This is a genomic window from Limnochorda sp. LNt (assembly GCF_035593265.1).
Lineage (GTDB): Bacteria > Bacillota > Limnochordia > Limnochordales > Geochordaceae > Geochorda > Geochorda subterranea.
In genome coordinates this window covers 2,838,768-2,858,462 of sequence record NZ_CP141614.1, presented here as the reverse complement: position 1 = coordinate 2,858,462, position 19,695 = coordinate 2,838,768, and the positions used below count along the sequence as shown (strand labels likewise).

General features: G+C 71.6%; 18 protein-coding genes. 10 read left to right on the top strand and 8 right to left on the bottom strand.

Annotated elements, in window-relative coordinates; translation table 11 throughout:
- Positions 1-3 precede the first annotated feature (3 nt).
- From VLY81_RS13685 to VLY81_RS13675, 3 genes are all read left to right on the top strand, one after another.
- Positions 4-1,785 carry a GAF domain-containing sensor histidine kinase gene (locus tag VLY81_RS13685; RefSeq protein WP_324668782.1) on the top strand — a complete coding sequence of 594 codons (1,782 nt, stop codon included), beginning with the start codon at positions 4-6 and terminating at the stop codon, positions 1,783-1,785.
- Between the two features lie 10 nt (positions 1,786-1,795).
- The gene (locus VLY81_RS13680; protein WP_405001387.1) at positions 1,796-2,506 is read left to right on the top strand and encodes a response regulator; all 711 of its coding nucleotides are present in this window, start codon (positions 1,796-1,798) and stop codon (positions 2,504-2,506) included.
- Between the two features lie 133 nt (positions 2,507-2,639).
- On the top strand, positions 2,640-3,197 hold the full coding sequence (locus VLY81_RS13675; protein ID WP_324668780.1) for a DUF309 domain-containing protein: 558 nt from the start codon (positions 2,640-2,642) through the stop codon (positions 3,195-3,197).
- Here VLY81_RS13675 and VLY81_RS13670 read toward each other — a convergent pair.
- Genes VLY81_RS13670 through hutU form a run of 5 tightly spaced genes read right to left on the bottom strand, consistent with a single transcriptional unit; the run spans position 3,194 to position 8,571 of the window.
- The gene (locus tag VLY81_RS13670) at positions 3,194-4,741 is read right to left on the bottom strand and encodes a M16 family metallopeptidase (RefSeq protein ID WP_324668779.1); all 1,548 of its coding nucleotides are present in this window, start codon (positions 4,739-4,741) and stop codon (positions 3,194-3,196) included. The two genes, VLY81_RS13675 and VLY81_RS13670, sit on opposite strands and share 4 nt — an antisense overlap.
- A 19-nt stretch (positions 4,742-4,760) precedes the next feature.
- On the bottom strand, positions 4,761-6,167 hold the full coding sequence (locus VLY81_RS13665; protein WP_324668778.1) for a M16 family metallopeptidase: 1,407 nt from the start codon (positions 6,165-6,167) through the stop codon (positions 4,761-4,763).
- Between the two features lie 43 nt (positions 6,168-6,210).
- Complete coding sequence (locus VLY81_RS13660; RefSeq protein WP_324668777.1) at positions 6,211-6,354, bottom strand: hypothetical protein; 144 nt, start codon at positions 6,352-6,354, stop codon at positions 6,211-6,213.
- Positions 6,351-6,848: a GAF domain-containing protein gene (locus VLY81_RS13655; protein ID WP_324668776.1), complete on the bottom strand. Its 498-nt coding sequence runs from the start codon at positions 6,846-6,848 to the stop codon at positions 6,351-6,353. Before VLY81_RS13655 ends, VLY81_RS13660 begins: the two co-directional genes overlap by 4 nt.
- 55 nt (positions 6,849-6,903) lie before the next feature.
- On the bottom strand, positions 6,904-8,571 hold the full coding sequence (gene hutU, locus VLY81_RS13650; protein WP_324668775.1) for a urocanate hydratase: 1,668 nt from the start codon (positions 8,569-8,571) through the stop codon (positions 6,904-6,906).
- A gap of 118 nt (positions 8,572-8,689) precedes the next feature.
- On the opposite strand from hutU, the gene VLY81_RS13645 reads away from it, so the two are divergent.
- Positions 8,690-9,022: a DUF1360 domain-containing protein gene (locus tag VLY81_RS13645; protein WP_324668773.1), complete on the top strand. Its 333-nt coding sequence runs from the start codon at positions 8,690-8,692 to the stop codon at positions 9,020-9,022.
- Positions 9,023-9,036: 14 nt separating this feature from the next.
- Here the strand turns inward: VLY81_RS13645 and VLY81_RS13640 are convergent, their stop codons facing one another.
- Positions 9,037-10,227 carry a glycerate kinase gene (locus VLY81_RS13640; RefSeq protein ID WP_405001265.1) on the bottom strand — a complete coding sequence of 397 codons (1,191 nt, stop codon included), beginning with the start codon at positions 10,225-10,227 and terminating at the stop codon, positions 9,037-9,039.
- Between the two features lie 273 nt (positions 10,228-10,500).
- Here VLY81_RS13640 and VLY81_RS13635 point away from each other — a divergent pair, with 273 nt between their 5' ends.
- The 3 genes from VLY81_RS13635 to VLY81_RS13625 all read left to right on the top strand — a co-directional run bounded on the left by VLY81_RS13635 (position 10,501) and on the right by VLY81_RS13625 (position 14,158).
- Positions 10,501-11,670, top strand: a complete 1,170-nt coding sequence (locus tag VLY81_RS13635) for a 6-phosphofructokinase (protein WP_324668769.1) — start codon at positions 10,501-10,503, stop codon at positions 11,668-11,670.
- Positions 11,671-11,784: 114 nt separating this feature from the next.
- Positions 11,785-12,648 carry an IclR family transcriptional regulator gene (locus tag VLY81_RS13630; protein WP_324670427.1) on the top strand — a complete coding sequence of 288 codons (864 nt, stop codon included), beginning with the start codon at positions 11,785-11,787 and terminating at the stop codon, positions 12,646-12,648.
- A 49-nt stretch (positions 12,649-12,697) separates the two neighbouring features.
- Positions 12,698-14,158: an oxidoreductase gene (locus VLY81_RS13625; protein WP_324668768.1), complete on the top strand. Its 1,461-nt coding sequence runs from the start codon at positions 12,698-12,700 to the stop codon at positions 14,156-14,158.
- A 51-nt stretch (positions 14,159-14,209) separates the two neighbouring features.
- Here the strand turns inward: VLY81_RS13625 and VLY81_RS13620 are convergent, their stop codons facing one another.
- The gene (locus VLY81_RS13620; RefSeq protein ID WP_324670426.1) at positions 14,210-15,022 is read right to left on the bottom strand and encodes a sugar phosphate isomerase/epimerase family protein; all 813 of its coding nucleotides are present in this window, start codon (positions 15,020-15,022) and stop codon (positions 14,210-14,212) included.
- Positions 15,023-15,032: 10 nt separating this feature from the next.
- A complete protein-coding gene (locus VLY81_RS13615) occupies positions 15,033-16,253 on the bottom strand; it encodes a Gfo/Idh/MocA family protein (RefSeq protein ID WP_324668767.1) in 1,221 nt (406 codons plus the stop codon).
- A 272-nt stretch (positions 16,254-16,525) separates the two neighbouring features.
- Here VLY81_RS13615 and VLY81_RS13610 point away from each other — a divergent pair, with 272 nt between their 5' ends.
- The 3 genes from VLY81_RS13610 (at position 16,526) to VLY81_RS13600 (ending at position 19,695) form a co-directional block, all read left to right on the top strand.
- The gene (locus tag VLY81_RS13610) at positions 16,526-17,827 is read left to right on the top strand and encodes an ABC transporter substrate-binding protein (RefSeq protein ID WP_324668766.1); all 1,302 of its coding nucleotides are present in this window, start codon (positions 16,526-16,528) and stop codon (positions 17,825-17,827) included.
- Between the two features lie 78 nt (positions 17,828-17,905).
- Positions 17,906-18,859: a carbohydrate ABC transporter permease gene (locus tag VLY81_RS13605; RefSeq protein ID WP_324668765.1), complete on the top strand. Its 954-nt coding sequence runs from the start codon at positions 17,906-17,908 to the stop codon at positions 18,857-18,859.
- Positions 18,856-19,695 carry a carbohydrate ABC transporter permease gene (locus VLY81_RS13600; RefSeq protein ID WP_324668764.1) on the top strand — a complete coding sequence of 280 codons (840 nt, stop codon included), beginning with the start codon at positions 18,856-18,858 and terminating at the stop codon, positions 19,693-19,695. The genes VLY81_RS13605 and VLY81_RS13600 overlap by 4 nt, the downstream gene beginning before the upstream one ends.

Genomic DNA, 19,695 nt, shown 5'->3' with positions numbered 1-19,695 from the left:
CGCATGCCCGGGCGCCCCGACCTGGCCCCTCCCGACGGCCTCGCACCGGGTGAGCGGGCGGGCCGCGGTGCGCTGGCGGTACTCAGCGAGATCGCGCGCCTGCTCAACTCGCGCGTCGACGTCCAATCGGCCTTCGACGAGGTGCTCCGCCTCGTCACCGAGCTGCTGGGCCTGCGCACGGCCTGGCTCTTCCTGCAGGGGCCAGCGGGGCGGCGCCTGGTCTTCACCTCGGCCCACGGCCTGCCGCCCGCGCTCGAGGTCGACGGGGCGCGGCCCTTGCGGCACGGCACCTGCGACTGCTTCTACCTCTTCTACGACGGCGAGCTCCGAGAGGCCGTCAACGTCGTGGAGTGCAGCCGGCTCCAGGAGGCCAGGGGCGACAAGGGCGGACTCGTCTACCACGCCAGCGTGCCGCTGCGAGCGAGCCACGGCGTGCTGGGCGTGCTCAACGTGGCGGCCGAGGGTGAGTCGCTCTTCGACGAGCAGGCACTGAGCCTGCTGACGGCCGTGGGCGAGCACCTGGGCACCGCCCTGGAGCGCTCCCGGCTGTTCACGAGGGAGAGGCGGCGGGCAGCCGCGTTCGAGGCGGTGGATCGTGTGATGCGCCGGCTGGGGGAGCTCGAGCCGGCGGGGCACCTGTCGCTGGAGGCCGTCGCCTGGCGCTTCGCCGAGGCCTGCCGGGCGGAGGTGGGAGCCGAGCGCGTCGCTGTCGCCCTGGCCGACGGGGAGCGTTTGCGCTGGGGGGCCGTGGCCGCCGAGGTCGGAGCTCCGCTGCCTGCCGGGTCTGCCCTGCGGCCAGGTGACGCCGTCTCTCCCCGTAGCCTGGCCGCGGCCTGTTGGCGCAAGGGGCGGCCTCACTTCGGCCAGCGCCCCGCCCGCCGGGGCTCGACCGAGCTGGTGGCCTGGGCGGCGCTGCCCATCGAGATCGGCCGGCGCCGGCTGGGGGTGGTGCTGCTGGAGCGCACCGGCGCCGTTGGGTGGACGGACGGGGAGCGGGCGGCGCTGCGATCCCTGGCCGACCACCTGGCGCTGGCCCTGGAAAACGCCCGATTGGTGGCGCGGGCCCGGGAGCTGGCACGGGTGGAGGAGCGCCACCGCCTCGCCCGGGACCTCCACGACGCCGTCAGCCAAAACCTCTTCTCGCTGACGATGCTGCTGGCGGCGGGCCGCCAGCACCTCCAGGCCGGCCAGCCTGGCGAGGCGTCGCGGGCCATGGACGAGGCCCAGGACCGCGCCCGGGCGGCGCTTGCGGAGATGCGGCGACTGGTCCGGGAGGTGCGCGTGGCCTCGCCCGCGACGCCGCTTCCGCGCACCGTGGGCCAGCTCGCGGGGGAGCTGAGCCGGCTTGCCAGCTCGGACCCCCTGGCGGGTCGGATGGGGGTCGAGGTGCGGTGCGTGCTCGGCCGCTGTGACCCGCGGACCCCTCTGGAGCCCGACAGGGCCGAGACGCTGGTACGAGTGGCGCACGAAGCGCTCCACAACGCCCTGAGACATGCCGCGGCGCGCTCCGTGCAGCTGAGCCTCGCCGTGGCGCGGGGCCGGTTGCGGCTGGTGGTGCGAGACGACGGGCGGGGCTTCGAGCCGCGGCGCGCCCGGCACGGAGGCGGCGGCCTCTCCATCGTGGCGGAGCGGTGCCGGCTGGTCGGCGGGGGGCTCCGGATCCGGTCCCGACCGGGTCAGGGGAGCCGCGTCGAGGCGTGGGTCCCTCTGCAACCGGCACCGGAACCGGCACCCGCCAACGGTCTCGTCCCGGCGGGAGGCGAGCCCGGTGCCCGCCCGGCCTGAGCCCACACCCGTGCCGGGGCCCGCTGGGTCCGGCGACACGGGCGGGCGGCGCATCCGGGTCCTGCTGGCCGACGACCACGCGGTGGTGCGGGGCGGGCTGCGGATGTTCCTCGCCACGCACCCCGACATCGAGGTGGCGGGCGAGGCGGCCGACGCGGCCCAGGCGGTCGACCTGGCAGAGCGGCTCCAGCCCGACGTGGTGCTGCTGGACCTGGTGATGCCTCCGGGCCCTTGGGCAGAAGTCGCCCAGGCGCCCCCGGACGAGCCACCGGGCATCTCGGTCATCCGCCGGCTCCGCCAGCGGGCTCCTGGCGTGCGGTGCCTGGTGCTGACGGGCTTCTCGGAGGAGGAGAAGGTCCTGCCGGCGCTCGAGGCGGGGGCCTCGGGATACCTCCTCAAGGACGTGACGCCGGAGGAGCTGATCCGGGCCATCCGGTCCGTGGCGGCCGGCCAGGTCTACCTGAGCGCGGGCGTGACGGGCGCCGTGGTGCGGCGCGCCACGCGAGCTGCCCGGGAGCCCGCCAGCCCGCTCGAGGCCCTCACGCCCCGCGAGCGGGAGGTGCTGCGGCTCATCGCCCAGGGGATGAGCAACGCCGAGATCGCCGGACGGCTGTACGTGACGGAGGCGACCGTCAAGTCGCACGTCACACGGATCCTGCAGAAGCTGGGGGTCGCCGACCGCACCCAGGCCGCCTTGCTGGCGGTGCGCCAGGGTCTGTGACGCCCCCGACCGAGGGCGAAGGCGGACCTCCATCCAAAGTCGGAGACGGTTTCGCCGGTGCGGCCGATGTGGGGCGGGAGATGCGTCCCCTACCATGCCCCTGGAGTCACGAAAGCGACGGGGGGCATGGTCGGTGGGAATCTGGTACGGCTATGAGGCGCTGCGCCAGATCCACGAAGATCGCATCCAATGGGCCGAGCGAGAGCGTCTCGCCCTGCAGGCCCGGCGAAGCATCCGGCGACGGGAGGGGGATGGACGGTTGACGACGAGGGCCTCGGGCCGCGGGCCTGTCCGGTGGCCCCCGTCCCTGCTGCGCTTCGTGGAGCTGGTCAACACCGGCCGCTACTGGCACGCCCACGAAGCCCTGGAGGAGGCGTGGCGCGTCAACAAGAGCGACTTCTACCACGGCCTCATCATCTACGCCAGCGCCTACGTCCACGCGCAGCGGGGCAACCCGCGGGGCGTCGTGCTCCAGATGGCCAAGGTGCCTCGCTACCTGAGCCCGTACCCCGCCGCCTACCTGGGGCTCGACGTGGCGGCCATCCTGCGCGACGTCCAGCAGACCCGCCAGCTCGTGCAGCAGGCCGGGATGCCCGAGGGCGAGGCGCTGCGAGCCGTCATCCGCTGGCCGTCGCTCGTCCTGGACCCGGCCCGCTGCTCGGGAGAGGAGCCGGAGCTGACGACGGCTTAGGACGACGGCTTAGGCACCTCCGTCCGCCCCACCCGTTGCAGCTGGGAGCGCGGCACGCCCCAGATGGTCTCCGGCGCACCCTCGAGCACCCGGGGGTCGCCCAGCAGCACCACGGCGAAGCGCTCCGGATCGAAGTGGCGGCGGATGGCCTGATTGACGTCGTCGACCGTCAGGGCAGCCACCCGGACGGGGTACTCCGAGACCCAATCGAGCCCCCGGCCCGACCCCAGGGCCCGGTCGATGCTGCCGGACACGTCGGCCAGGGTCTCCAGGGCCATGGGGTAGCCCAGGATGAAGAAGCGCTGGGCCTTGGCGAGCTCCTCGGCCGTGATGCCCTCCTCGTAGAAACGACGCAGCTCGGAGCGGAGCACCTCCAGGGTCGACCACACCTCCTCGGCCCGGGTGAAGGTGGACAGCGAGAAGTGGGCCGGGAAGGCCCGGGCCGCGTAGGTGGTGTGGACGTCGTAGGTCTGACCGAGACGCGAGCGCACGACCTCCATCAACCGGGAGGCGAAGCCTCCGCCGCCCAGGACGTAGTTGTAGACCGAGACGGCCAGCCAGTCGTCCACGGTGGCAGGAGGCCCGGGCTGGCGGAGCTCGATGCGCACCTGGGTCTGGCCAGGCCACTCGACGAAGCGCACCCGAGACTGCTCCAGCCGGACGGCCCCGGGCAATTCGAGCCGTGCCTCCTCGGCAGCTTGCCACGCGCCGAAGTGCCGCTCCACCAGGGCCCGCACTTGCCCGGGATCGACGTCACCGGCCACCAGCAGGCGGCTGCCCTGGGGGGTGTAGTGGCGCCGGTGGAAGACGGCCAGGTGCTGCGGCGTAAGGGCGCGGAGCTCCTCCACCGTCTGGAAGTGCCCCAGGGGGTGGCGGTCGCCGTAGAGGAGCTGGTCGGCGTGCAGGGCCGCCAACGCCCCCGGGTCGTCGAACTGCTGCTGCACCCCGGCCACGGCCTGCTGCATGAGGATGGCGAGCTCCGATGCCGGAAAGGCCGGGCGCTGTGCCACCTCGGCCACCAGCTCGATGGCCAGGGGGACGTGCTCGGCCAGCACCGCCGCCGAGATGCGGGCCTCCTCGACCGCGGCCGACGCGGCCAGCTCGCCACCCACCGACTCGATGGTGCGGGCGATGTCGACGGCGCTGCGGGTGTCGGTGCCCTTGGTCAGCATGGCCGCGGTCATCTCGGCCACCCCCGGCAGCGCCGGGTCGTCCTGGGCCGTGCCGGCCGGCACCGACAGCAAGACGTAGGCCAGCGGCCGGTCCCGGCGCTCCGCCACCACGACCTGCAGGCCGTTGGCCAGGGTGAACGTGGTGACCGGCGGCAGCGTGACGGCCTCGATGGTCTCGGGTAGGGCCACCTCGGGGATGGGGGGCAGCTCCACGGCCACGTCGCCGGCCGTCCGCGCCGCCATGCCTGACGGGGCCGTCGCCACGGCGAGGGAGGCCGCGGCCACCAAGGCCGTCAGGACAGCCGTCGCCTGCATCCATCCGGGTGCCGGGCGAGTCGGGCGCCCCGGTGTCGTCGAGTCGTCGGCTCTCATCTCCGCATGCCCCCTCGCTTCACGGCTGGCCGAGGCCGGCTGCAGCCTCGGGCACGATGGCGACGACCGTCGCGTTGTCTCGCACGAAGTAGCGGCCTGCCACCCGCTGCACCTGCTCGGCCGTTACGCTCAGGTAGGGCTGGATGCCATCGGTGAAGGCCTCGATGCCGCCCTCCATCACCACGGCCGAGCCGATGAGGTTGGCCACCCCGTCCAGGGAGTCGAACTGGAAGGCCACCGAGGCGGCCAGCTGGTTGCGGGCCCGCTCGAGCTCCTCGGGCGTAGGCGGCTCGTGGGCGAGCCTCTCCACCTCGGCCAGTAACGCCTCCGCCTGGGCCTCGGGGGAGTGGCCGGGCAGGTAGAAGCTGAAGGCCAGGAACGTCCCCGCATCGGCGTAAAAGACCGGGCCGCCCGAGGCGACCACCGCCAGCTGCTGCTCCCGCACCAGGCGCTGGTGCAGCCGGGACGTCTCCCCGGCGCTCAACACCAGCGTCGCGACGCCCAGGGCGTACTTGTCGGGGTGGGCCGCCCCCGGTACCGCGAAGCCGGCCAGGACCCCGGGTACCTGGATGGCCATCGGCAACGTGCCGAACCGGCCCAGGGTCGAGCTGCCCTCCGCGGCGCTGGAGCGCGGCGCCTCGAAGGCGATGACGGGGCGGGGCGGCTCCTCTCCGGCCGGGATCGGGCCGAAGTAGTGGTCGGCCAGCCGCAGGACCTCCTCCAGGGTGGTGTCGCCCGCCACCACCAGCACCGCGTTGTTGGGGACGTAGTAGCGGCGGTAGAAGGCCTCGAGGTCTTCGACGGTGACGCGATCGAGATCGTCGAGGAAGCCCAGCGCGGTCCACGCGTACGGGGTGCCCTCGAAGACCAGGGCGTGGAACCGATCCAGCGCCACGCCGATGGGGTCGTTTTGGGCGCGGAGCCGGTACTCCTCCTTGACGACCTCCCGTTCGGAGGCCAGGTGCTCGGGCGTGATGACCAGGTAGGCCATCCGCTCGGCCTCCAGGGCCAGGGCCAGAGCGAGCTGGCTGGACGGCACCTTCTCCCAGTAGACCGTCGCATCGGTGGTGGTGAAGGCGTTGGCGATGCCGCCCGCCTCCTGGATGAGCCGCGCGTGCGCCTCGGGGCCGACGCGGCGCGAGCCCTTGAACATCATGTGCTCCATCAGGTGGGCCATGCCCCGGCGGCCCACGGGTTCGTCACGGGAGCCGACCCGGTACCAGAGCGAGACCGAGACCAGCGGCACGGTGGCATCCTCGTAGACGTAGATCTCCAGCCCGTTGGCGAGGCGGCCGTGCCTCACCGCAAACGATGGCCCCGAGCTCGAGCCCGCGGCTGCAGGGACGTCGATGAGGGTCGTGGCGACGATGGCCGCCATCAGGACGGCGGTGGCTGCGGCCTGCCGCCGGCGGCTCCTGGCCGGCATGGAAGGCACCTCCTTCGACGGCTACCCGCATTCGGCGAAAGCCTCACGAGACCTTTCGCCCGACGTAGGCCTGCTCGAAGAACTCGTCGCTGCGCCGGCCGGTCCTCCGGTTGACGTGGCACTTTAGCACCGCCACGCCGTGGAGCAGATGCCGCTCGAGCATCCGGAGCGAGGGACCCCGGCTCAAGCGCCCAGGGTGCGGCCCGTCAACGCCTCGGCGGCCGCCCGCTGGGCCAGCAGGTCGCAGATGGCCTGCACGAAGGCCTCGTCCTGCGGCCCGAAGGCGGCCAGCGCGTCGCTGTCGATGTCGATCTCGCCGTAGACGGTCGAGCCCCGGCGGATGGGCACCACCAGCTCGCTGCGCGTCTGCAAGAAGCACTGGAGGTAACGGGGATCCTGGTTGACATCGGGCACGTTGACCGTCTCGCCCGTCGAGGCGGCCCACCCGCAGACGCCGGAGTGGAGGGGGATCTCCACGTGCTGGGTAGGGGCAGGCCCGTCCCATGCCCACAGCCGCAGCACCGCACCCTCGACCATGTAGACGCCCACCCAGCTGTAGTGCGGGTAGCCGGCCCGCAGGTGCGAGACCACGTCCTGGCAGAGCTCGCGCAGCGGGCGGCCCTCCTCGACCCAGTGGCGTACGAGGTCGACGCTCTCCTGCTGCTGCTGCGACAGAGTCACCGGTCTCCCCCCGCCCGTGGGATCTCGGCGCCATTCTACCACGCGCCGGGATGGGCTAACGCGGCAGCATCGGCATGTCGATGCCCGCACGGCGGGCCGTCTCCACGGCCCTGTCGTAGCCGGCGTCGGCGTGGCGCACCACGCCCAGCCCGGGGTCGCAGGTCAGCACGCGCTGAAGCCGCCGGGCGGCGTCGTCGGTGCCGTCGGCCACGACCACCATCCCGGCGTGCAGCGAGTAGCCGATCCCGACCCCGCCGCCGTGGTGCACCGAGACCCAGGTGGCGCCGGCCGCCGTGTTGAGGAGCGCGTTGAGGATGGGCCAATCGGCGATGGCGTCGCTGCCGTCCCGCATGCCCTCGGTCTCGCGGTTGGGGGAGGCCACCGAGCCGGCGTCGAGGTGATCCCGCCCGATGACCACCGGGGCCTTGACCTCGCCGCGGCGCACCAGCTCGTTGATCACGAGCCCCATGCGGGCCCGCTCCCCGTAGCCGAGCCAGCAGATGCGCGCCGGCAAGCCCTGGAAGGCCACCTTCTCACGGGCCGTCTGGATCCACCGCACCAGCCGCTCGTCGTCGGGGAAGGTCTCGACGACCGCGTCATCGATGCGGTGGATGTCGGCGGGATCCCCGGACAGGGCCACCCAGCGAAACGGCCCTCTTCCCTCGCAGAAGAGAGGCCGGATGAAGGCCGGGACGAAGCCCGGGTAGTCGAAGGCCCGCTCGAGGCCGGCCTCCCTGGCCTGCTGGCGGATGTTGTTGCCGTAGTCGAAGGCCACGGCGCCCCGCCCCTGCATGTCGAGGATGGCCTGCACGTGCACCTTGATGGAGGCCCGGGCCCGCCGGACGTACTCCTCCGGATCCCGGCGCCGGAGCTCGGCGGCCTCGTCGAGTCCCAGGCCGGTGGGGACGTAGCCGTTGAGCGGATCGTGGGCGGAGGTCTGGTCCGTCACCACGTCGGGGATGCGGCCGCGGCGTACCAGCTCCGGGAAGACCTCCGCGGCGTTGCCCACCAGCCCCACCGAGAGAGGCCGCCGCTCCGCCACGGCCCGCTCGACCCAGGCCAGGGCCTCGTCCAGGTCGGCCGTCATGCGGTCGCAGTAGCCCGTCTCGAGGCGGCGCCGGATGCGGGCCGGGTCCACCTCGACGACCAGGGCCACGCCCTCGTTGATGGTGATGGCCAGGGGCTGGGCGCCGCCCATGCCGCCGCAGCCGCCGGTCAGCACCCACCGTCCCCGCAGCGTGCCGCCGAACCGCTGGGCCGCGCACGCCGCGAAGGTCTCGTAGGTGCCCTGCAGGATGCCCTGGGTGCCGATGTAGATCCAGCTGCCGGCCGTCATCTGGCCGTACATGGTCAGCCCCATGGCCTCCAGCTCCCAAAACTTCTCCCACGTGGCCCAGGCCGGCACCAGCAGGCTGTTGGCGATGAGGACGCGGGGCGCGTCGGGATGGGTGCGGAAGATGCCGACGGGCTTGCCCGACTGGACGAGCAGGGTCTCGTCGGACTCGAGCCGCCGCAAGGCCGCCACGATGGCATCGAAGGCCTCCCAGTCGCGGGCGGCCTTGCCGGCGCCGCCGTACACGATGAGCTGCTCGGGCTTTTCCGCCACCTCCGGGTCCAGGTTGTTCATCAGCATGCGCAGGGCGGCCTCCTGCTGCCAGCCCTTGCAGGAGAGATGGGTGTCGCGAGGGGCTCGCACGATCCGGGTAGTCCTGGATCCACTCATCTCGGGTCGACCTCCCTCGGGGAGCTGGGGCTCCGGTCGCCATCCGGGGGCCGGTCGTGGCCGAACGGGCGGTCCGGCATAGCCTGGAGCGGGTCGTCTACCGAGACGGGGGCCGCGGATGATGCTCGACGTCGACGTGCTGGCTTTCGTCGTGCTGGTGCTGGCCAGCTTCCGGCTCACCCACCTCTTCGTATTCGACTCCATCCTCGAGCCGCTCCGGAGGTGGCTGCGGGGGGCGCCCGCGCCCGGCGTGAGGGCCGGGGCAGGGCCGGGACCGGTGCGGCGGTGGCTGTCGGATCTGGTGGGATGCTACTGGTGCACCGGGATCTGGGTGGCGATGGGGTTGCTGGCGCTGCAGCGCCTCTGGCCGTCGCCCGTCACCGACGGCTTGCTGCTCGTGCTGGCCGTCGCAGGGGGCCAGGCGCTGCTGGAGTCGCTGGTCCGGCGCTGAGCAAAGCCCCCGGCTCAGAGCGCCAGCAGCCAGCCCAGTCGCTCGGCGGCCTGGCGAAGCAGCGGCACGGCCTGGCGCACGGCCGCCTCCAGCGCCATGGGACGAGGTACGATGGAGAGCACGCCCGACAGGCCGCACGCGTCCAGGATCTCCCGGTCCACCCCCTCTCCGATGCTGCCGACGATGGCCACGGCCGGGATGCCCAGGCGCCGGGCCAGGCGTCCGACCCCGGCCGGGGTCTTGCCGTAGGGGGTCTGGCGATCCAGGGCGCCCTCGCCGGTGACCGCCAGGTCGGCACCCTGCAAACGGCGCTCGAGCCCGACGGTCTCGATGACGAGCTCCACGCCGGGGCGGAGCCGGGCCGAGCAGAACGCGACCAGGCCGGCCCCCAGCCCCCCGGCCGCCCCGCCGCCCGGCAGGGTCGAGACATCGAGCCCCAGGTCCCGGCGGATGACGTCAGCCAGGTGCCGCAGGTTGGCATCGAGGACGGCGACCATCTCGGGCGTCGCCCCCTTCTGGGGGCCGAAGACCGGCGCCGCCCCGTCGGGGCCGTAGAGCGGGTTGGTCACGTCACAGGCGACGAGGACCTCCGTGGCACGCAGGCGCGGATCCAGGCCCGACAGGTCGATGCGGTCCAGGTGCGCCAGCGTCCCGCCGCCGGGGCCGATGTCGCGGCCGCCGGCGTCGAGGAAGCGGGCGCCGAGCGCCTGCGCCATGCCCACCCCGCCGTCGACCGTGGCACTGCCGCCGATGCCGATGACGATGCGTCGAGCGCCCCGGTCCAGAGCTGCCCGGATCAGCTCGCCCGTGCCGTACGTGGTGGTGACCATCGGATCCCGCCGATGGGGCGGCACCAGGGGCAGGCCCGACGCCGCGGCCATCTCGATGACGGCCGTCTCCCCGTCGCCCAAGAGCCCGAAGCGAGCGCACACCGGCTCGCCGAGGGGACCGGTCACCTGGACCTCCACGTAGCGTCCGCCGGTCGCCTCCACCAGGGCTTCGACGGTGCCCTCGCCGCCGTCGGCCATGGGCACGGTCTCGATCTCGACGGACGGAAGCGCCCGCCGCAACCCTTCCGCGATGGCCTCCGCCACCTCCCGGGCCGAGGCGCTGCCCTTGAACGAATCGGGCGCCACCACGATACGCTGGAGCGATGCCCGGCGCGGGGCACGGCCGGAGGTCCCGGTGCGGCGTCCGTCTGACATGGGGAGGCCTCTCATCCCTTCCGTGGGGCCGCTCGCGTTTCGCCTCCTTCGACGGGTGGCGGGAGCGCCCCTCTCGCCCCACGGTGGCCGGGTGGATGGATATGGAAGCCCTTTCTTGAAGACGCGGGCCCCATCGGGCAGGGAGTCGGAAGGTTTTCGTCGCCGGTGCGCTGTAATCGGGTATCAGGAAGGCGCCTGCGATTCCGGAGGCGTCTTTCCAATCGGACTCACTCTCAATCCTAAAAAGACCTTCGTGGTGGAGGGGTGCAGGCGATGCGCAAGACGATCGCAGTGCTCACCGGCGGGGGCGACGTGCCCGGCCTCAACCCGTGCATCAAGGCGGTGGTGCTGGGGGCGCTGGATGCCGGCTACCGCGTGCTCGGGGTGCGACGCGGGTGGGCCGGGCTGCTGCATTACAATCTCGACGAGCCCTCCACCCGGGACTACTACGTCCGGGAGCTGAGCCGCAACGACGTGCGCACCATCGACCGCACGGGCGGCACCATCCTCCATACCTCGCGGACCAATCCTCAAAACGTCGCGCCCGATGCGGCGCCCGGATTCCTCAAGTCGCTGTCGTGGGGCAAGGTGATCGACGACAAGGGCACGCGCGACTACACCGACTACGTCTTGAAGGTGATCGAGCACCTGGGTATCGACGTCTTGATCACCATCGGGGGCGACGACACCCTCAGCTACAGCGTCCGCCTCGACAAGGAGGGGGTGCCCGTCATCGGCATCCCCAAGACGATGGACAACGACGTCTTCGGCACCGACTACTGCATCGGCTTCTCGACGGCCGTCACCCGCAGCGTGGAGTTCATCACCAACATGCGCACCTCGGCCGGCTCGCACGAGCGCATCGCGGTGGTCGAGCTCTTCGGCCGCTACTCGGGCGAGACCAGCCTCATCAGCGCCTACCTGGCCTACGTCGACCGGGCCATCATCTCCGAGGTGCCCTTCGACGTGGAGAAGCTGGCCGAGTTCCTGCTCGAGGACAAGCGCAGCAACCCATCCAACTACGCCATCATGACCATCTCCGAGGGCGCCGTGATGGAGGGCGGCGAGATGGTCCAGAGCGGCGAGGCCGACGCCTACGGTCACCGCAAGCTGGGCGGCATCGGACTGGTCACCGCCGAGGCCATCAAGCGGCTCACCGGCCAAAACGTGATGTACCAGCAGCTGGGCTACCTGATGCGGTCCGGGGCGCCCGACTCGCTGGACCGCATGGTGGCCATGTCGTTCGGCAACCTGGCCGTGCAGCTGGTGCAGCGGGGCGAGACGGGCAAGATGGTGGCGCTGCAGGGCGGCAAGTACACCACGGTGCCCATCGCCGAGATCACCTCGGGCAAGAAGCGCGTCGACGTCGAGCGCCTCTACGACGTCGACAACTACCGGCCCCGCGTGCAGGACTTCCTGGGGGTGCCGATGTTCCTCTACTGAGCCGGAGACGCCGGCAGCCGACGACGAGCGGCCGGCGCCGCCCGGTGCACGGGAGGGGAAAGGGCTCATCCCGTCGAAGCCGAGGCCAGCCTCCATCGCGACGGGTAACCCGTGATGCCCAGGACCCGAGACCCGGCGGCGCCGGCCGCGTCCATCGAAGTGCCGTCCGCCGAGCGGGACGGCACTCACTCCGTCCAGGCCGTCGAGCGAGCGGTACGGCTGCTCGACGTGCTGGCGCGCCACGACGCCGGTATCTCGGAGCTGGCGAGAGCCACGGGCCTTCACAAGGCCACCGTGCACCGGCTGATCAAGACCTTGCTGCAGCTGGGGCTGGTGGAGCTGGGACCCGACGGCGCCCGCTACCGTCTGGGGCTGCGCCTGCTCGAGCTGGGCGGACGGGTGCTGGCGCGGCTCGACGTGCGCGAGGTGGCCCGTCCGTATCTCGCCGACCTGCGGGACCGCACCCGGTTGACGGTGCACATGGCCGTCCTGGACGGCACCGACGTGGTCTACGTGGAGAAGCTGGACTCCCCGGCCAACCTGCGGATGGCCTCCTTCGTGGGCACGCGCAGCCCGGCTTACTGCACCGCCCTGGGCAAGGCCATCCTGGCGGTCCTGCCCGAGCGCGAGCGGGAGGCCATCCTGCAGCGGACGCGCCTCCTCCCCCGCACGCCCCAGACCATCACCACCGTGGAGGCCCTGCGCCAGGAGCTGGCCGCGACTCGGGCACGCGGCTTCGCCATCGACAACGTCGAAAACGAAGAGGGCATCCGCTGCGTGGGGGCCCCGGTCTACGGGCACGGCGGACGCGTCGTGGCCTCCGTCAGCGTCTCGGGGCCCATCTTCTCCGTCACGCTGGATCGCGTCGACGAGCTGGGCCGGGCCGTCGTCGAGACGGCCCATGCCGTCTCCCACGCCCTGGGCTACGCGGGCGGCAGCCGGGTCGTGGGGGGCGTCGGCGAGGGAGCGGCGCGCTGAGCGGCGGGCCCGGCATCCCGTGGCCCCGAGGAAGAGGGGAGGACCGACGTTGGCCGAGCGCTACCCGAGGATCGCATCGTTCCGTGATGCCGAAACGTTTCGTGCGTACCTCTCCCGGCTCCAGCTGGAGATCCCGGTGGACGACCGGGTGCTGCCGGCGCCCGATTCGCCCCTGGCCCGTCCGCTCTCTATCGCGGGCCGGGTGGCGGGCAACCGGTGGTGCGTGCAGCCCATGGAGGGGTGGGACGGCACGCCCGACGGCCGCCCCTCGGAGCGCACCCTGCGCCGGTGGCAGCGCTTCGGCGAGAGCGGCGCCAAGATCGTCTGGGGCGGTGAGGCGACCGCGGTCCGCCACGACGGACGGGCCAACCCCAACCAGCTGGTCATCGCTCCCCAGACCGTCGGGGCACTGGCGCGGCTGCGCGAGACGCTCGTGGAGGCTCACCGGCGGCGCCACGGACGCACCGACGACCTGCTGATCGGCCTGCAGCTGACGCACTCGGGACGGTTTTGCCGGCCCAACGCCCACGACCGCCTCGAGCCCCGCATCGCCTATCACCACCCCATCCTGGACCGCCGGGTCGGCATCGACCCCGACGACCACCGGCCCGTGATGACCGATGCCGAGGTCGACGACCTGATAGGAGACTTCGCCCGGGCAGCCCGTCTGGCCGTGGAGGCAGGCTTCGACTTCGTCGACATCAAGCACTGCCACGGCTACCTGCTGCACGAGTTCCTGGGCGCCTGCAACCGGCCGGGCCGGTACGGGGGCGACTTCGAGGGGCGCACCCGGCTGCTGCGGGAGGTGATCGGCGCCGTCCGGCGGGAGGCGCCGGAGCTGCTGATCGCCGTGCGGCTGAGCGCCTTCGACATGGTGCCCTTCCGCAAGGGGCCCGACGGGGTGGGCGAGCCGGAGCCGCACCGCCACCTGCTGCCCTACCGCTACGGCTTCGGCGTGGACCCGGACGACCCCACCCGCATCTCGCTGGAGGAGGCCGACGCGCTGCTGGGCCTGATGGCGCGCCTGGGCGTGGCGGCCGTCAACGTCACGGGAGGCAGCCCCTACTACACGCCCCACATCCAGCGGCCCGCCCTCTTCCCGCCGTCGGACGGCTACCTGCCGCCCGAGGAGCCGCTGGCCGGGGTGGCGCGGCACGTGCAGGCCGTACGTGCGCTCAAAGCGGCCCACCCGGAGATGGTCCTGGTGGGGTCCGGCTACACGTACCTCCAGGAGTTCCTGCCCAACGTCGCCCAGGCGGTCGTGCGGCAGGGTTGGGCCGACGCGGTGGGCATCGGGCGCATGGTGCTGGCCTATCCGTGGCTGCCGTCCGACGTGCTGGAGGGCCGCCAGCCCGACCGCCGCCGCATCTGCCGCACCTTCAGCGACTGCACCACGGCCCCTCGCAACGGACTCCCCAGCGGCTGCTACCCTCTCGACGGCCACTACCGTGAGAGCCCCGAGCGCGCCCGGCTGGAGGAGGCCAAGCGAGCCCTGCGCACCGGATCGTAGCGGGGCGGTCCCGGGGCTCGGTCCGGCCCGGGGGCGCCGCGCGGCGGGGCCTCATGCCGCCGCGCCGCAGGCCCGCAGGTAGGCCCTGACGCGCTCGACGCAGAGCCGGCTGGCTTCGATGGCCGGGCCGAAGTGCGTCTCGATGGTCAGGTACGGGACGGCCCCGTCGGCCACCAGCGCGGCGATCTGGCCCTGCCAGTCGACGACGCCGTCGCCGGGCGCCACCCACCGGCCGAGGCCACCACCGGCCCCGGGCCGGTAGTCCTTGACGTGGACGTGGGCCACCAGACCCCGGACAGCCTCGTACCCGTCCGGGTAGGGACGCTCCCCGGCGGCCGCGCAGTTGCCCGGGTCCCAGTTGATCCGCAGGGCCGGGTGGCCCGCGGCCCGGACCGTGCGGGCCGACTCGGCTCCCGTGCTGCACCAGAAGCCCCGCTCGGGCTCGAGACACAGGAGCAGACCGGCGCTGGCGGTCAGCTCGGCCGCCTGGCGCAGATGGGAGGCGATGGCCTCCGGCGCGTCGGGCGGATCGTCGGACGCGCGGGGAAAGCCGAAGGCGATGATCTTCTCCACCCCGAGGAGCGTGGCCATCTCCAGGGTGCGGGGCAGCCGCTCCGTCAGGTCACGGCGGGTGTCGGGGTGCTGCAACGGCTGCTTGAACAGCCCCGGCGACAGGGCGGTGTAGCGCACCCCTTCGTCTGCCCTGAAGGAGAGCAGCCGCTCGAGATCCGGACGCTCCAGATCCGGCACGCGCCGGTCCCACACCTTGCGCAACTCGAAGTCGCGGATGCCCCATTGCAGCCCCAGCCGGATGGCTCGCGCCGGATCGGGGGCGATCTCATCGGTCACGATGGCCAGACGCATCGCCGACACCTCAGCGGCCCTCGCCCGGCGGTGCGAAGGATTGCAAGCGCTCGAGCCCGACGGTGACGCCTGCCCGGGCCCAGGGGACCCCCGCCTCGCTGAAGAGCGCGTGGCGGCTGGACGCGACGTCGATCCACCGGTCGATCTCCGGCACCGCCCACGCGAGGGTACCCTGCGGGGTGCGCACGCGCTCCCGCAAGGCGTCGGGGATGGGCGACGGAGGCCAGCACGACAGGAACGCACCCGCCGCCACCAGCACGTGCGAGACGCTGTGGGAGAGGGGGCTGTAGAGCGCCACGGGCTCGCCCCGCACGGCCGCCACGAAGTTGTCCGCCACGTCGGGCCCCGCCGGGAGTGTGGGGAGCGGCCGGCTCTCGCCGTGCCGGCCCACCAGCGTCACCCGGTCCTGGTAGTCCCACCGGGCCGTCCCCTCCGATCCCTGCACCTCGAGCGACGGCAGACGCTGGCCGGCGAAGGTCAGGGTCGTGTAGATCAGGATCTCGACGCCCTCGCGGGTCAGGATGCGGGCGCAGGCCGTGTCCTCCGACTCGATGGGGTTGGCATGGTAGAGCTCCGCCGTCACGGCCACGGGCGCCGCCGGCCTGTCCAGGTCCGGCGAGGCGACGATGAGGGCCTGGTTGACGAGGTGGGCGAAGGGATTCATCAACGTGCCGTCCAGCACCCAGCGGCCATCGACCCGCAGGCGCCCCGCCCAGCTGCGGGCGTAGTAGGCCGCGTCCCGCAGCCACAGGCCCCGCCCGATCACCCGCTGCACCGGGCCGATGGCACCCACCCGGACGAGCGCCAGCAGCTGACGAAAGCCCGGCCGGGCCGTGTGCTGGAAGTTGACGGCGACGATGCGGCCGGACCGGCGTCGAGCGGCCAGCATCTCGGCCAGCTCCTGAGGCGTGGGCGCCGCCGGCTTCTCCAACAGGACGTGCCAGCCGCGCGCGAGCGCGTGCAGGGTCATGGGATGGTGAAGGTGGATCGGGGTGGCGATGACGACCGCCTCGACGCCGGCCCCGTCGGGGACGTGGGAGAGGTCGTCGTAGCGGATGGCGCCGGCATCCGACAGCTCCCGCACCACCTCGGGCCGCCGCTCCGGGGCCGGCTCGGCGAAAGCCACGACACGCACCGATCCGGTGGCCTGCATCTGCAAGAACCGCCGGGCATGCGCGGCACCGTGACCCGCCACGCCCGCCAGCGCGACCCGCAGGGGACCCTCGCGCATCGGTTTCACCCGCTCCATTATGGCGCGGCCGTGAGCGGAATGGCAACATAGGGCGATCGAAGTTGATCGAAATGTGCGCGTAACTTGACCCCGATTGCAGGATGGTGACCGCCATCCGGCGAATACTGCGCACCGCCCGGGTGGGTGGCCTCGAAACAGGACGCGTCGCGGGGCCCGACCTCGTCGACGCCGCGGGGGTGGGGCGGCCGAGGGGCTGTGGCCGGGCCGGTTGTGACCCCGACGACTCGTGGTCCGGGAGGTGTGCCGTTGCCATGCACCTCAGACGATGGTGGGCGTCAGGGCTCGTCGTGGTGATGATGGCCTCGTGGCTGTTGGCCCTGGGAGTCGATGCACTGGCGGGGTCGTCGCAGCAACCGGTCAACCTGCGGATCTACTGGTGGGGCAACCAGGAGCGTCACGACCGCACGCTCAAGGCGCTCGAGGCGTACCGTGCCAAGAACCCGCACGTCAGCTTCACACCCGAGTTCACCGCCTGGAGCGGCTACTGGGACAAGCTGGCGGTGATGGTCGCCTCGGGCAACCCGCCGGACATCATCCAGATGGATTACGCCTACCTGCTCGAGTACGCCCAGCGCGGCGCCTTGATGGACCTGGCGCCGTGGGTCGGCAGCGCCCTGGTGCTGGATGACATGGACCCGCAATTGGCCAAGGCGGGGATGGTCGACGGCAAGCTTTACGCCATCTCGCTGGGGCTCAACGTCCAGGTGCTGCACGTCAACCGCACGCTGCTGTCGGAGGCCGGGCTCGAGTTGCCGCCGCTGGACTGGACATGGGAGGACTTCTTCGACTACTCCCGCAAGGTGACGGGCGCGCTGGGGCCCCAGGTCTGGTTCAGCGCCGACTTCTCGGGTGAGATCAACTACTTCGAGCACTGGGTGCGTCAGCGAGGACGGCCCGGCATCTACCAGGGTAACCGCCTGGCCATCGACGAGGAGGACGTCGCCAGCTGGTGGGCCATGTGGAAGAGCCTGCGGGATCAGGGCCTGGCGCCTCCCGCGGAGGTCTCGCTGGCCAGCTCCGACGAGCTCTATAACTACCTCATCGTCAAGCGCCAGGCCGTGGCCCATCGCGGCTGGTCCAACGAGCACGAGCGCTTCGCCGTGGTGATGCAGGACGAGATGGTGATGACGCCGCTGCCGCGAGGCGGCCAGGCGGAGGGGCACTACCCCAAGTCCTCCATGTTCTTCTCGGTCTCCTCGCGCAGCCGTCACGCCGAAGAGGCAGCCCGGTTCATCAACTGGTTCATCCAGGCCCCCGAGGCCCTCGACATCCTGCGCTCCAATCGGGGCACGCCGGTCACGTCGGCGGGTCGGGCCCTGCTGCAACAGATGGGCCTCAGCCAGTACGACGTCAAGGTCTTCGACATCGAGGACAAGATCCTGGCCTTCGCCGGCCCGGTCCCGCCACCGGCGCCCAAGGGCGGCGCGGAGATCCGGGATCTGTTCGAGCGCACCAGCGAGGAGGTCCAGTTCGGCCGCAGGACGCCCGAGGACGGGGCCCGGTACTTCATCGCCGAGGCGACCCGCATCCTGCAGCGCGCCGCCTCGCAGTGACGCGCTCGGGGTGCTCCCCATGAGGCTGCAAGGGGTCCGGGGCCCACGCTGCCCCGGACCCCACGGGGGGTAATCGCCATGAACGTGGGCGAGAAGGTGCTGGCCCCCGCCGGGCTGGCCCGGCAGGGCCTCTCGAGGGCGTGGCGCGACGAGCTGACGGGTCTGGCCTTCGTCTCGCCGTGGGTGGTCGGCTTCCTGGCGTTCACTCTGTTTCCCATGATCATGTCCTTGTGGCTGGCGTTCACCCGATACGACCTGTTGACGCCGCCACGCTTCATCGGGCTCGACAACTTCCGCCAGATGGTAGCCGACCCTCGGTTCATCAAGGCGGTCAGCGTCACCGTGCGCTATGCGGTGCTATCGGTGCCCCTCAAGCTGGCGGTGGCCTTGCTGGTCGCCATGCTGCTGGCGCAGAAGCTCCGTGGCGTTGGGATCTACCGGGTCGCCTACTACCTGCCCTCGCTGGTGGGCTCGTCGGTGGCTGTCGCCATCATGTGGCGCAAGATCTTCGCCCGAGACGGGCTGGTCAACGCGGTGCTGGGGCTGGTGGGCATACGCGGGCCCGACTGGCTGACGCACCCGTCCCTCGCCCTGTACACGCTGGCGGGGCTCTCGGCCTGGCAGTTCGGCTCCTCCATGGTCATCTTCCTGGCGGGGCTCAAGCAGATCCCCGCCGAGTACTACGAGGCGGCGGCCGTCGACGGCAGCAATCGCTGGCACATGTTCTGGCGCATCACGCTGCCGCTGCTTTCGCCGGTGATCTTCTTCAACCTGGTCATGCAGACCATCAACGCCTTCCAGGTGTTCACGCAGGGCTTCCTCATCACCAACGGCGGGCCCATGGACGAGACCCTCTTCTACTCCCTGTATCTGTATCAGAAGGGGTTCCGGCACTTCGACATGGGCTACGCATCGGCCATGGCGTGGGTCCTGCTGGTGCTCATCGCGGGGGTGACGGCCCTCATCTTCAAGTCGACGGGACGCCTGGTCTACTACGAGGCAGAGTCGGAGGAGGGGGGGCAGGGGCGATGAGGCTGCGCGTCCACTGGCCCAGCCTGGCCAGTCACCTCTTTCTCATCGCGTTCGGCACCGTCATGGTCTATCCGTTGCTCTGGCTGCTCTCCAGCAGCCTCAAGCCCGACAACGAGATCTTCACCACCGTGGGGTTGTGGCCCTCACGCTTCGCGTGGGAGAACTACGTCAAGGGCTGGTACGCCATGCCCAGCCTCCCCTTCTCCATCTTCGCGCGCAACTCGCTGTTCGTGGCCAGCATGACGGTCATCGGCCAGGTGATGGCGGCCACGGTGGTGGGGTACGGGTTCGCTCGCCGACGTTTCCGGCTGCGCAAGCCGCTCTTCGCCCTCATGCTCGGGACCATGATGCTGCCGGAGCAGGCCCTGCTGGTGCCCCGCTACATCCTCTTCCGCCACCTGGACTGGATCGACACCTTTCGCCCCCTGGTCATCCCGCCGTTCTTCGGCGGCGCCTTCTTCATCTTCTTGATGATCCTGTTCATGCGGGGCATCCCGCGGGAGCTCGACGACGCGGCGGCCATCGACGGCTGCTCGGCCTTCCAGACCTTCTGGCGCGTCATCCTCCCGCTCTCCAAGCCACCCGTGGTGGTGACGGGGATCTTCGCCTTCTTGTGGACGTGGAACGATTTCCTCGAACCCCTGGTCTACCTCAGCGACCCCCGCAAGTTCACGATCCCTCTGGGGTTGCGCCTCTTCCTCGACAACTCGGGGGTGGTGACATGGGGCGGCATGTTCGCCATGTCGCTCCTCTCCATCCTGCCGACCATGGCGGTCTTCTTCGTGGCGCAGCGCTACTTCATCGAGGGGATCGCCACGACCGGGCTCAAGGGATGA